Below are 12,175 nucleotides of genomic sequence, written 5' to 3'. Positions count from 1 at the left end.
AACTCGCTCAACGACAGGCCCCATTGAGCACCCGCGAGGAGGAAGCACCGTGCGCTCCATCGACCTGACCACCGCCACCTGGCGCAAGAGCACCCACAGCAACCAGGACGGCGGCCAGTGCATCGAGGTCTCCGACGACTTCCTGATCACCGCCACCTGGCGCAAGTCCACCTACAGCAACCCCGACGGGGGCAACTGTGTCGAGGTAGCCGACAACCTCCCCGCCCTCGTCCCCGTCCGCGACAGCAAGAACCCCCAGGGCCCCGCCCTCACCTTCGAGGCGACGGCCTGGAGGTCTTTCGTCACGGCAGTGAAGCTCGGGCAGCTTTCCCGCGGCTGACGCGCGCGCCCGGCTCTTCAGGTGGTGCGGGCGAGTGAGTTGAGCAGGGGACGCTGCTTCCACAGAACGAGAGCGCAGCCAACGGCGAAGAGAAAGGCGGCTTCGCCTGCGCCGAGGTGGGAGACCGGCTGCTGGATGGGCCATGCCCAGGGCTGGGCCGAGCCTCCCGGTCTGCGTCCGGCGGCGGCACAGGCCAGGGGGAGTACAGCGACACAGATCGCAGCAACGCCGGGCCCCAGAGCCGCCCGGACGATGAGGGCGACCCCGAGGAAGCCCACGCAGTTGCGGGCCAGAGACAGCGCTTCGGGCCGGTCCCACAGCAGATGGACACCGACCGCCAACGTCACGGCCAGGATCGCGAACGCGAGGCACAGCGTGAGGTTGCGTCGGCCCTTGTGGCGCAGGGCGACTTCTTCGGTGATGGTGTCGCCGCGGTCGATGCCGTGCAGGAGCAGAACGACGGGGAGTACGCCGAGGATCTGTGTGACCAGGAGCTGCCCGGACGGACCCACGACCGCGGGCACGGGGATGGCCTCTTCACGGACCAAGGCGGCCATGAGGTACACCGCAATGGTGGAGGCGACAACTGCCGGGGCGCCTTTGGCTTTGAGCCACCAGATCATCGTGCTGACTCCCGGACGTGCGGTGCGGGCGGCGGTGCAGGGTGCGTCGTGCAGTCGCGCAGGGCCCGGTCGTTACGGTGGTACCACGCCAGCTGCTCGTCGGGAGATGCCTGCCTGATGCGTGCGGCCACCGCGCCTTCCTTCTCACCGTAGTGACCGGCCACTGCCTCCTGCTCGGCCCCCGCGGTCAGGGAGAGCCACGCGGCTGTCGGCCCGTAGGCATCGGCACCGGGGAAGGAACTGCCGGACTGGGCACAAGCCGGCGGCCCGGACGGCAGAAGCGCGGTGCCCACACCGGCTCGCACCTCGGACGGGGTGGGGTCCGGCCAGGCTCCGATGAACAGAGATCCCTTTCCGGGATGTTCGTCCATGGTGAGCTCGTCGGGCACGCTGAGCCCGGCCTGCTGGAGACGGTGACGTGCGTCGGTGGCGCTCTCCCGGACCATGGCCGCGTGCCCGGCCAGCTCCGGCCACAGGCACACGCGCGGTTCGTCCCCGGCGCACTCCAGCTGGTCACTGGAGCGAGCGGTCACCGGATCCGCCGGCAGCCCGTAGGCGAGCCATGCGCTGCCGGCCAGGCCGGCCACCAGTGCTCCGCCGATGAGGAGAGTGCGGGCTCGCCGTCGCAGCATGGTCAGAGCCAGGGCAGCAGCGACGATGACGCCAAGGGCGAGCACCAGGGCGCTCGCCGCAGCACGCCAGCTGGGCGTCTGGTCGAGAGAACAGCACGAGCCCATGCCACCGGTCACCATGTGGCGCAGCCACAGCGGCTCCAGAGCAGCCGGGTACGCGGTCAGCACGAAGCTGAGGATGAGCGCCAGGGGCGTGGCCACGACCAGGGGCAGGCGTGTGCCGAGAAGAAATCCGGCCATGGCGTGGGCCGTGAGAATGACCAGCCAGATGAGAACCATGCCGACCGGCGGCGTACCGACGTCCGGGCGGCCCGTGGAGATGGTCACGGCAACGGCTACAGCCATGCCGACGGTCCCCAGGACGAGCACGGGAGCGAGCAGCGGCAGGGCAATGCCGAGGCCGGAGCGCGTCGGGGCCCAATGCGTCACGTTGCCTCGCGTGAGCCGGGTACCTTCCCAGGCGCCTGCCGTGGCACATGCAGGTGCGACGAACGGTAAGGCGAAGGTGGCAGCTCCCAGGGTGCTGGGCCAGTAGCCGTGGATGACCCCGGCGGCGAGGTCATCGGACAGCAGCAGGGCCACGAACGCAGCCAGCAAGGGAGCCAGCCACGAGGCGGAGGAGGAGCGCAGGACGGTACGCCACAACATGGCTCACACCTCCTGGGCGATCAGTTGGGTGTAGGCGCCCTCGGCACGCCGGCTTTCGGGGATGCCGGGGGCGGCCAAGGACAGGAAGGCGTCGGTGTCGCCTTCGAACCGCACCCTGCCCTGGTCGAGGATGACCACGTGGTCATACATGGTGTCGAGGTCCTCGGTCTGATGGGTCGACACCACGACCTGGATGTCGGCCAGCAGTTGCGTCACCAAATCGCGGAAGATCTGACGCTGCGAGGGGTCGAGACCTGCGGTGGGTTCGTCAAGAAGCACGATCTCGCTCCTGTGGACGAGCGTTCCCGCTATGCCCATGCGCCGCAGCTGGCCCCCGGAAAGCTGATGACTCTTCCGGTCCGCCAGGCTTCCCAGCTTCACACGTTCCAGAGCGTCGCGGGACTGGTCCCATGCGTCGGAACGGGACATCCCCTTCAACCATCCGATATAGGCGACGTTCTCCCGAACGGTGAGTCCGGGCATGGGCTTGACGTTCTGAGGAAGCCAGCCCACCGCCTGACGATAGGCGGCCTGTGACTTCGGCCGGGCCGGATCGACTCCCCGCCAGGTCACCGCGCCCTCGGTAGGCGCGATCCAGGAGGCTGCAATACCCAGAAGCGTGGATTTCCCCGCGCCGTTCGGCCCAAGCAGGACGGTGGCTCTGTGCCCGATGGAGAGATCGAGCCGGTCGAGGACAGGAACTTTCCGTCCGTACTGGAAGGAACACCGATTGAATTGCAGAGACATCGCACCCTAGCTTCCGCGAGCCGAAAATGCCGGCCGGGAGCACAGACATGCTCCCGGCCGACGCCTCGTCACCTATTCCATTACCACGTCATCTTGACGGGCTTGGCGTACAGGTGGAACGTCCCCGGCCCCGAAGTCCCATTAATCTTGTCGAGGCTGAAGTAGTAGTCACCTGAAGCGAGGTCCCCCCAAGACTTCGTCGAGCTGCACACATCACTCTTTGAGCCCTTGTTCGTGTCCGGGCCGAAGACATCCTTCCATACCGAAACCGCTGCACTCGTCCTGGTGTGGGGCGAACTCGCAGTCGTGCAGTTGGAGAGGCGCACCGTGGTGCTGGCGCCGTCACTGTTGTTGTCGGTCCACCGGCCGGACTCCGCTCCGGTGGCCCAGTACGAGATGTACGACGTCTTACTGCCCTCTGCGTGCGCCGGTATGGCGCCAAAGGTGACTGTTGCCAGAACACCAGACAGGACAGCACCAGTCACACGTGAAACTCGCATCGTTCCCCCTAAGTAATCTCCCCCTGTGCACACCCTCGGAAGGTGCAGTCGAGAACTCGACCGGGGGGCGCTGATCGAATCATCCGACGCTTGCAGCACACCTGCAACAGGATTCGAATATTTGAGTCAAGATGGAGCTCAGCGCGCTCCTGTGCTCCGACCTGCGCGGTACTCCGAAATTTCAAGGCGAGATGCCGTGCCCTCGCACGAGTTGTACATACAGCAGCTCGTCGGGTTGGCCAAAAATGCACACTTCGCAGGGAAGACTGTCGGTGTCCGGGTGTAGCAACTGCACACAAAACGGAATGCGCCGATCCGAACTCGCCGTCGACTGAAGGCCCTTCCCGCGAGATTCAGTCACCTATGCCACGAGCGAGGGCATCGGAATCACAACTTCCGTCGCACAGTCACCCTCGCCACTCACATCAGCCACACCGCCTGACGAGCCAGTGTCATCACACCCGACACCCCGTGGATGCCCATCTATAACCATGAGAAGTGGCCCACGATTTCAGCCATGCACCGCAATCAACGTTGCCGATATCGAACACCTACGGCTAATTTCCCTACCGCAGTCGCCGAAAGTTACCGCTGGAAGGGCAAGACGCCCGACGGCCAAGCGGTGAGCCGAGTACCGTGTCATGCGGGGGAAGTGAGCAAAGCTATGCACGCGAACCGTCGAATAACCGGAGTTATCGCAGGATCGCTGTTCCTGGGTCTCGTGGGGGTTGTCCCGGCCCACGCGGAAGGCAGTCGGAACACGTACATCTCGGACTGGCACGTCAACAATGAATCCAAGCGCTGGACGGACGGAAATCGCGACGGCGCCAGCACGTCCGTGCAGTTCAGCGGGTGTTCGACAGACACGGCCGACGGCTTCAAAACGGCTACCCTCACTCTGTACAAGGACGTATTCGGCCCCGATGAAAACCATGGGACTCGAAACAACCACTGCAATACATCCTCGTGGGGCGACATGTCCGCAGGCGACTACTACTTCACGCTCGCCGGGATTTTCCCCGGCTCCACCCTGCACGTCAAAAGGGTAGTGATTCGATACTGAATTCCATGGCTTCAAGGCAACCGTGCAGGCCCCTCGCGCGATGATGTCGCGACCTTCCGCCCTCAGTGGCCGTCAGGCCCTGAAGCCACGACAACGGCCCCCACCGCTCGCCGCGACGGGGGCCGTTGCCCTACCTGCTGAGAACCTGCCCGGCGGCCTCAGCCCAGCTTGCTCACGTCGCGGACCGCGCCCTTGTCGGCGCTGGTGGCCATGGCGGCGTAGGCGCGCAGGGCCTGGGAGACCTTGCGTTCGCGGTGCTTGGGGGCGTAGACGCCCTCCAGGGCCAGCCGGCGGGACTCCAGCTCGACGTCGCCGACGAGGAGTTCGATCGTGCGGTTCGGGATGTCGATGCGGATGCGGTCGCCGTCCTCGACGAGGGCGATGGTGCCGCCGGACGCCGCCTCGGGGGAGGCGTGGCCGATGGACAGGCCGGACGTGCCGCCGGAGAAGCGGCCGTCGGTGACCAGGGCGCAGGCCTTGCCCAGGCCGCGGCCCTTGAGGAAGGACGTCGGGTAGAGCATCTCCTGCATGCCGGGGCCGCCCTTGGGGCCCTCGTAGCGGATGACGACGACGTCGCCCTCCGTGATCTGCTTCTTGAGGATCTTGTCGACGGCCTCCTCCTGCGACTCGCAGACCACGGCCGGGCCCTCGAAGGTCCAGATGGACTCGTCGACGCCGGCGGTCTTCACCACGCAGCCGTCCTCGGCGAGGTTGCCCTTGAGGACCGCCAGGCCGCCGTCGACGGAGTAGGCGTGCGCCAGGTCGCGGATGCAGCCGCCCTCGGCGTCGACGTCGAGGCTGTCCCAGCGCTCGGACTGGGAGAAGGCGGTCGCCGAGCGCTTGCAGCCGGGGGCCGCGTGCCACAGTTCGACGGCCACGTCGGAGGGTGAACCGCCGCGCACGTCCCACGTCTTGAGCCATTCCTCGATCGAGGCGCTGTGCACGGTGTGCACGTCCTCGTTGAGGAGTCCGGCGCGCCACAGCTCGCCGAGGATGGCGGGGATGCCGCCGGCGCGGTGCACGTCCTCCATGTAGTACGTGCCGCCCGGCGCGACGTTCGGCGCGACCTTCGCCAGGCAGGGCACCCGGCGCGAGACCGCGTTGATGTCGTCCAGGTCGAAGTTGAGGCCGGCTTCCTGGGCGGCGGCGAGCAGGTGCAGGATCGTGTTCGTCGAGCCGCCCATGGCGATGTCCAGGGCCATGGCGTTCTCGAAGGAGGCGCGGGTGCCGATGTTGCGCGGCAGGACGGTGTGGTCGTCCTGCTCGTAGTGGCGCTTGGTGATCTCGACGACGGTGCGGCCGGCGTTCTCGTACAGCGCCCGGCGGGCGGTGTGGGTGGCGAGGACGGAGCCGTTGCCGGGCAGCGACAGGCCGATGGCCTCGGTCAGGCAGTTCATCGAGTTGGCGGTGAACATGCCGGAACAGGAGCCGCAGGTCGGGCAGGCGTTCTCCTCGATGCGGAGGATGTCCTCGTCCGAGATCTTGTCGTTGACGGCGTCCGAGATCGCGTCGACCAGGTCGAGGGTGCGGACGGTGCCGTCGACCAGCGTCGCCTTGCCGGACTCCATCGGGCCGCCGGAGACGAAGACGGTCGGGATGTTGAGCCGCATCGCGGCCATCAGCATGCCGGGGGTGATCTTGTCGCAGTTCGAGATGCAGATCAGCGCGTCCGCGCAGTGCGCCTCGACCATGTACTCGACGGAGTCGGCGATCAGGTCGCGGGAGGGCAGGCTGTAGAGCATGCCGCCGTGGCCCATGGCGATGCCGTCGTCGACCGCGATGGTGTTGAACTCACGCGCGATGCCGCCCGCCGCGTGGATCGCCTCGGAGACGATCCGGCCGACCGGCTGGAGGTGGGTGTGGCCGGGCACGAACTCGGTGAAGCTGTTGGCGACCGCGACGATCGGCTTGCCGAAGTCCTCGCGCGCTACCCCGGATGCCTGCATAAGCGCTCGGGCGCCGGCCATGTTGCGGCCATGGGTAACGGTGCGGGACCTCAGCTCGGGCACGATGGTCACTCCCTCGGGATTTACGTCCGTATGACCGCCGGCGCCGGTATCCGGCCCTGCCGGGTACCGAGTGGCGTCATATATAGGCTCCCGTCGAGATTACGCCCCTGATCCAAGATCTGGACAGCCTCTCCGGGATGTGAGACAGCTGCCCGGAGTGCGGACACCGCGAGGAGGGGCGTTCGTGCAGGTCACGAGAGCGCAGAGGGTCTCGGGCCAGCACACGCGGCGCTTGTCAGGGCTGTGTCAGATAGCGCTGGAGTGCGGGGGCGACCATGGCGATGATCTCCTCCGTGTCCGCGGAGGCGACCGGGTCCATCCTGATCACGTAGCGCAGCATCGCGATCCCGATCAGGTGACCGGCGGCCAGCTGGGCCCGGAACTCCGGGTCGGGCACGTCGAGTTCGCCGGCCACCCGCTGGAGCATCCGGCGCTCGATCAGCCCGCGCAGCACGGCCGCCGCGGTGTCGTTGGTCAGCGCGGAGCGCATGATCGCCAGCAGCGGCTGCCGGCTGACCGGGTTCTCCCAGATGCCGAACATGAAGCGGGCCATCCGCTCGCCGACGTCCGCACCGCCGCCCGCCAAGGCGTCCGGCATGGTCAGCGCGGGGGCGAAGGTCAGCTCGATGGCGGCCGCGAAGACCTGCTCCTTGGTGCCGAAGTAGTGGTGCACCAGCGCGGAGTCCACCCCGGCCGCCCGGGCGATCCGGCGCATCGAGGTCTTGTCGTAGCCGCGCTCGGCGAACTCCGTACGGGCCGCGGCCAGGATCCGCTCCCGGGCGCCGGGACCGGCCCCGTCGGCGGCCCGGGCGGGACGGCCCCGGCGGCGGGCCGGCGGGGGCGGCGGGCCGGGTTCCGCGGACGCCTCGTCCGGCCCGTCGGCGCCGCCGCTCACGAGCCCGGGACCCAGGTCGGCGAGGCGAGGTGGAGGCGGGTGAAGGCCAGCGCCTCGGCCAGGTCCGCCTCGCGCTCGGCGGCGGACATCGCCCGGCGGGTGTTGACCTCGACGACCACATGGCCGTCGAACCCGGTGGCCGCCAGCCGCTCCAGCACCTGCGCACAGGGCTGGCTGCCGCGCCCCGGCACCAGATGCTCGTCCTTGGCGGAGCCGTTGCCGTCGGCCAGATGCACATGCGCCAGCCGGTCGCCCATCCGCTGCATCATCTCCACCGCGTCGTTGCGGGCGGTGGCGGTGTGCGAGAGGTCGACCGTGAAGTGCCGGTAGTCGTCGTTGGTGGGGTCCCAGTCCGGGGCGTAGGCCAGCATCTCGCGGTCCCGGTAGCGCCACGGGTACATGTTCTCGACGGCGAACTTCACGTCCGTCTCGTGCTCCATCCGCCACACCCCGCGGACGAACTCCCGCGCGTAGCCGCGCTGCCAGCGGAACGGCGGGTGCACCACCACCGTCGAGGCGCCCAGCTTCTCCGCGGCGCTGCGGGCCCGCTGGAGCTTGACCCACGGGTCGGTGGACCAGACCCGCTGGGTGATCAGCAGACACGGCGCATGCACGGCCAGCACCGGTACGCCGTGGTAGTCGGAGAGCCGGCGCAGCGCGTCGATGTCCTGGCTGACCGGGTCGGTCCACACCATGACCTCGACGCCGTCGTAGCCGAGGCGTGCGGCGATCTCGAAGGCCGTCGCCGTCGACTCCGGATACACCGAGGCCGTGGACAGCGCGACCTTCGCATCCGGGATGCGCACCACTGGCTCTGTCACGAGGGACAGCGTACGGGCCGGTGCTGTGCACGGGGCACGAGGCCCGGACGGCCGTTGCCCGCCGCCCGGCCCGTGCGCACCGCGGCCGCCGGCTCTACGGCAGGTGGTCCAGCCGGCGCAGGATGACGCCCTCGCGCAGCGCCCACGGGCAGATCTCCAGCGTCTCGACCCCGAACAGGTCCATCGCCGCCTCCGCCACCAGCGCCCCGGCCAGCAGCTGGCGCGAGCGCCCCTCGGACACGCCGGGCAGCGTGCCCCGCTCCTGCGCGGACATCGCGGCCAGCCGCGGCACCCACTCCTCCAGCTTCTTGCGGGTGAGCTCCCGCTGGACGTACAGCCCCTCCGCCGAGCGCGCGGCACCCGCGATCCGGGCCAGCTGCCGGAAGGTCTTGGACGTGCCGACGACCCGGTCGGGAGTGCCGTAGCGGGTGAATTCGCTCACCACCTTGGCGATCTCGGCGCGCACCCGGCGGCGCAGCGTGCGGACGTCCTCGGCCTCCGGCGGGTCGCCGGGCAGATCGCCCGCGGTCAGCCGGCCGGCGCCCAGCGGCAGCGACACCGCCGCGTCCGGGTCCTCGTCGAGGCCGTAGGCGATCTCCAGCGAGCCGCCGCCGATGTCCAGCACCAGCAGCCGGCCCGCGGACCAGCCCAGCCAGCGGCGGGCGGCGAGGAACGTGAGCCGCGCCTCGTCCTCGCCGGAGAGGACCTGGAGCTCGACCTCGGTCTCCGCGGCGACCCGGCGCAGCACGTCCTCGCCGTTGGTGGCCTCGCGGACCGCGGAGGTGGCGAACGGCAGCACGCTCTCGACGCCCTTGTCCTCGGCGACCTGCAGCGCCTCCCGCACGGTGGCGACCAGCCGCTCCACCCCGTCCTCGCTTATCGCGCCGCGCGCGTCGAGGAGTTCGGCCAGGCGCAGCTCCGCCTTGTGCGAGTAGGCGGGCAGCGGGCGCGCGCCGGGGTGTGCGTCCACCACCAGGAGATGGACCGTATTCGAACCCACATCGAGGACACCGAGTCTCATACGGGGAAACCTACTGCGCGCGGCCGGTGCTCCTGTCGGCGCGGGTGCCCACCGCCGCTCGCCGTACGCTGGACTCGTGGCTAAGACGAAAAAGGCGAAGCACGAAAAAGCGCTGAAGAAGGAAGAAAAGCGGCGCGCTCAGGCGGCCGAGGAGGCGCGGTCCCCGGGCGGGGCCACGGCCGACGAGGTCGGCCTCGACTTCGCCCGCGCCTGGGTCACCTTCCCCGACCCGGGCGACGACGAGCAAATCTTCCGCTGCGACCTGACCTGGCTGACCTCCCGCTGGACCTGCATCTTCGGCAGCGGCTGCCAGGGCATCCAGGCCGGCCGGGCGGACGACGGCTGCTGCACGCTGGGGGCGCACTTCTCGGACGAGGAGGACGAGGAGCGGGTCGCGCAGCATGTGGCACGCCTCACGCCCGAGGTGTGGCAGCACCACGACGTGGGCACCACGTCCGGCTGGATCGAGGAGGACGAGGACGGCGACCGGCAGACCCGCCGCTGGCAGGGCTCCTGCATCTTCCAGAACCGCCCCGGCTTCGCGGCCGGCGCGGGCTGCTCGCTGCACATCCTCGCGCTGCGCGAGGGCCGCGAGCCCCTGGAGACCAAGCCGGACGTCTGCTGGCAGCTGCCGGTGCGGCGCACCTACGACTGGATCGACCGGCCGGACGACACCCAGATCCTCCAGGTGACGATCGGGGAGTACGACCGGCGCGGCTGGGGCCCCGGCGGCCACGACCTGCACTGGTGGTGCACCTCGGCGACCTCGGCGCACGGCGCGGGCGACCCGGTGTACGTCTCGTACAAGCCGGAGCTGACCGAGCTGATGGGCAAGAAGGGCTACGCCAGGCTCGTCGAGCTGTGCGAGGAGCGGCTGGCGGCGACGCTGCCCATGGCGCCGCATCCGGCGGACCCGGCCCCGCCGCAGAAGTAGGGCGCGCCGGGGCCGCCGTGGGAGGTGGCGAGCCCCGGTGTGCGCTCAGCGGGCGGGGTGGGTGGTGTGGGACGGCGTGGAGCCCGGCGCCGGCTTGGTCGGCGTGGGTGCCGGCGTCCCGGACGTGGCGGTGGGCGTGGGCGCCGGCGGGGTCGGCGTGGGCGTCGGTGTGGCGGACGGCCGGGTCGGCCGCGGCCTGGGGTGCGCGGGCGTCGGGCGCTGCGGGCCGGGAGCCGGACCGGTCGCGCCGTAGCCCTCCATCGTGACGGCGGTGCCGCCGGGTTCGACGGCGATCCGGGCCCGCCAGTGGCCCGCGGGCTCCCGGTCGTGGTCGATGGAGACCGTGAGGGTGGTGGACTGCCCCGGCCGCAGCGAGCCCGCCGTCCGGCTCAGCCGGAGCCAGGCCGCGCCCGCCGCGGCGTGCCAGCGCACGGGGCGGGAGCCCGAGGCGCTGAGCGTGATCACCGTGTTGCGGCCGCTCGGCTGTGCGGCGACCGTCAGCCGGCCCGCGGCCTCCGGCCGGCCGTCCGGCCCGTCCGTCCGCTCCGGCCCGCCGCTCGCGCTGATCACCTCGACGGACACGTCGTGCGACCCGTCGCCGGTGGTGAAGCCGGGTCCGGGCGTGGTCCGGGCGTTGCCGGCGTTCTCGTAGGGGCGGCCGCCCATCCGCTCCCCGGTGTGGGATTCGCTGGCCGTCACCGCGGGCGAGTCGTCCGCCGCCTCGTCGGTGGCCGGGGTGCTGTGGTACGCCGCCCACAGGGCCAAGACGGGCGCCGCGACGACGGTGGCGACCACCGTGGTGGTCAGCGCCCGGCCGCGCAGCCGGCGCCGGCGGGCCACCCGGTCCGTCGGGGGGCCGACGGGAAATCCGCTGCGGTCGTAGCGAGGAGAACCGTTTGCCCCACCCGCCCGGCCGCCGCGGCCCGCGCCGGGCATCCCCTTCGCCCGGCCCGACTTGGCGCGCCGGGCCACCGCCTGCGCGCCGAGAACGGCCTCCCGGGGCGCGGGGACCAGCGGCAGCGCGCCCCGGTCCACCGGCGCGGTGCCGGGCCACGCGCCGGGGGCGGTGGCCCGCTCGGCGGTGCGCCGGCACACCGTGCAGTGGTCGACATGGCGCACCAGCTCCCGGCTGAGCGCCGGGCCCAGCAGCACCTGGGTGTCGCCCGCCAGCTGCGCGACCTCACGGCAGCGGCCGGACTCCACGACGGCCAGCGCCGCGCGGGTCCGTTCGACCTCGCAGGACGCGGCGGCCAGCAGCGCGCGGGTGGCCGCCGGGTCGGCCCCGAGCACCGCGGCGACCTCGTCGGCCGAGAGCTGATGGCGCACCGAGAGCTCCAGCGCCTCCCGCTGCTCGGGGGTGGTGCCGGCGGCCTCCGGCCAGGCCAGCGCGGCGAGTTCACGCTGCCGCAGCTCGGCGTCGCGGGCGGCCCCGGCGTCCGGCGCCGCGCTCTCGTGCCGCTTGGTGTCCGCCGCGCGGCCGCCCGGCCCGGTCCGCTCGGCGAGCCGGCACTGGCAGGACCAGCGGGCCAGGGCGTAGAGCCAGGGGCGGTGCAGCGCGGGGTCGGCGGGGCGCCGGTGGTGGTGCCGCTCGGCGAGCGCGAGCACCTCGCCGAGCACCGCGATCGCCGCGTCGTGGGCGCACAGCACGGAGAGGCAGTAGGTGAACAGCCCGTCCAGGAAGGGCTCGTGGCCGTCATGGGTGTCCGGGGAGCGCGGCGCGTCGGGGGTGTCCGGGTCGGGCCGCCGGTCGGACTGCGGCCGGCTCCGGCGCTGCGCGTCGCCGCGCGACCGGTGTGCGCCGGTGGAGTGCGTGGGGTGCTCGGGCCTGCTCATCACCCCGGCGACGGTAGGCGGATGATGCAGCCAGGCTTGCTCCCGTTGGCCACTTTTAACCCTTACGGGTGACCAGATCCCTCAAAAGAGGACACGAATCAGCCATTCC

The 12,175-nt window shown here is 70.6% G+C and carries 11 protein-coding genes; 3 read left to right on the top strand and 8 right to left on the bottom strand.

Annotation, left to right across the window (positions count from 1 at the left end; translation table 11 throughout):
• The first annotated feature begins 49 nt into the window (after positions 1 to 49).
• The gene (locus tag ACQP17_RS20790) at positions 50 to 340 is read left to right on the top strand and encodes a DUF397 domain-containing protein (RefSeq protein ID WP_433857626.1); all 291 of its coding nucleotides are present in this window, start codon (positions 50 to 52) and stop codon (positions 338 to 340) included.
• A gap of 17 nt (positions 341 to 357) precedes the next feature.
• Here ACQP17_RS20790 and ACQP17_RS20785 read toward each other — a convergent pair whose 3' ends face one another.
• Genes ACQP17_RS20785 through ACQP17_RS20775 form a run of 3 tightly spaced genes read right to left on the bottom strand, consistent with a single transcriptional unit; the run spans position 358 to position 2,990 of the window.
• Positions 358 to 963, bottom strand: a complete 606-nt coding sequence (locus tag ACQP17_RS20785; protein WP_433857625.1) for a hypothetical protein — start codon at positions 961 to 963, stop codon at positions 358 to 360.
• Entirely contained in the window at positions 960 to 2,243 is a 1,284-nt protein-coding gene (locus tag ACQP17_RS20780; protein WP_433857624.1) for a DUF7224 domain-containing protein, read from the bottom strand. The genes ACQP17_RS20785 and ACQP17_RS20780 overlap by 4 nt, the downstream gene beginning before the upstream one ends.
• A gap of 3 nt (positions 2,244 to 2,246) precedes the next feature.
• Positions 2,247 to 2,990: an ABC transporter ATP-binding protein gene (locus tag ACQP17_RS20775; protein ID WP_433857623.1), complete on the bottom strand. Its 744-nt coding sequence runs from the start codon at positions 2,988 to 2,990 to the stop codon at positions 2,247 to 2,249.
• 1,017 nt (positions 2,991 to 4,007) lie between these two features.
• On the opposite strand from ACQP17_RS20775, the gene ACQP17_RS20770 reads away from it, so the two are divergent.
• Positions 4,008 to 4,553 (top strand): hypothetical protein, encoded by a 546-nt coding sequence (locus ACQP17_RS20770; protein ID WP_433857622.1) that lies wholly within the window; start codon positions 4,008 to 4,010, stop codon positions 4,551 to 4,553.
• A gap of 158 nt (positions 4,554 to 4,711) precedes the next feature.
• On the opposite strand, the gene ilvD is transcribed toward ACQP17_RS20770, so the two are convergent.
• The 4 genes from ilvD to ACQP17_RS20750 all read right to left on the bottom strand — a co-directional run bounded on the left by ilvD (position 4,712) and on the right by ACQP17_RS20750 (position 9,299).
• Positions 4,712 to 6,562: a dihydroxy-acid dehydratase gene (gene ilvD, locus ACQP17_RS20765; RefSeq protein WP_433857621.1), complete on the bottom strand. Its 1,851-nt coding sequence runs from the start codon at positions 6,560 to 6,562 to the stop codon at positions 4,712 to 4,714.
• A 235-nt stretch (positions 6,563 to 6,797) separates the two neighbouring features.
• Positions 6,798 to 7,457: a TetR family transcriptional regulator gene (locus ACQP17_RS20760; RefSeq protein WP_433857620.1), complete on the bottom strand. Its 660-nt coding sequence runs from the start codon at positions 7,455 to 7,457 to the stop codon at positions 6,798 to 6,800.
• Complete coding sequence (locus ACQP17_RS20755) at positions 7,454 to 8,278, bottom strand: sugar phosphate isomerase/epimerase family protein (protein WP_433857619.1); 825 nt, start codon at positions 8,276 to 8,278, stop codon at positions 7,454 to 7,456. Before ACQP17_RS20755 ends, ACQP17_RS20760 begins: the two co-directional genes overlap by 4 nt.
• A 94-nt stretch (positions 8,279 to 8,372) precedes the next feature.
• Entirely contained in the window at positions 8,373 to 9,299 is a 927-nt protein-coding gene (locus ACQP17_RS20750; protein WP_433857618.1) for a Ppx/GppA family phosphatase, read from the bottom strand.
• A gap of 76 nt (positions 9,300 to 9,375) precedes the next feature.
• On the opposite strand from ACQP17_RS20750, the gene ACQP17_RS20745 reads away from it, so the two are divergent.
• A complete protein-coding gene (locus ACQP17_RS20745; RefSeq protein WP_433857617.1) occupies positions 9,376 to 10,233 on the top strand; it encodes a hypothetical protein in 858 nt (285 codons plus the stop codon).
• Between the two features lie 45 nt (positions 10,234 to 10,278).
• Here ACQP17_RS20745 and ACQP17_RS20740 read toward each other — a convergent pair whose 3' ends face one another.
• Positions 10,279 to 12,066, bottom strand: a complete 1,788-nt coding sequence (locus tag ACQP17_RS20740; protein ID WP_433857616.1) for a BACON domain-containing protein — start codon at positions 12,064 to 12,066, stop codon at positions 10,279 to 10,281.
• Between the last annotated feature and the right edge of the window lie 109 nt (positions 12,067 to 12,175).

Source organism: Streptomyces kronopolitis, assembly GCF_050953795.1.
Lineage (GTDB): Bacteria > Actinomycetota > Actinomycetes > Streptomycetales > Streptomycetaceae > Streptomyces > Streptomyces kronopolitis_A.
This window is presented reverse-complemented; position numbering and strand designations above follow the sequence as displayed.

What these genes read in the sequence shown, in the direction of transcription:
- ACQP17_RS20775 (WP_433857623.1), bottom strand. Translation starts at nt 2,990, where the DNA reads ATGTCTCTGCAATTCAATCGGTGTTCCTTCCAGTACGGACGGAAAGTT.
- ACQP17_RS20785 (WP_433857625.1), bottom strand. Translation starts at nt 963, where the DNA reads ATGATCTGGTGGCTCAAAGCCAAAGGCGCCCCGGCAGTTGTCGCCTCC.
- ACQP17_RS20750 (WP_433857618.1), bottom strand. Translation starts at nt 9,299, where the DNA reads ATGAGACTCGGTGTCCTCGATGTGGGTTCGAATACGGTCCATCTCCTG.
- ACQP17_RS20740 (WP_433857616.1), bottom strand. Translation starts at nt 12,066, where the DNA reads ATGAGCAGGCCCGAGCACCCCACGCACTCCACCGGCGCACACCGGTCG.
- ACQP17_RS20780 (WP_433857624.1), bottom strand. Translation starts at nt 2,243, where the DNA reads ATGTTGTGGCGTACCGTCCTGCGCTCCTCCTCCGCCTCGTGGCTGGCT.
- ACQP17_RS20770 (WP_433857622.1), top strand. Translation starts at nt 4,008, where the DNA reads ATGCACCGCAATCAACGTTGCCGATATCGAACACCTACGGCTAATTTC.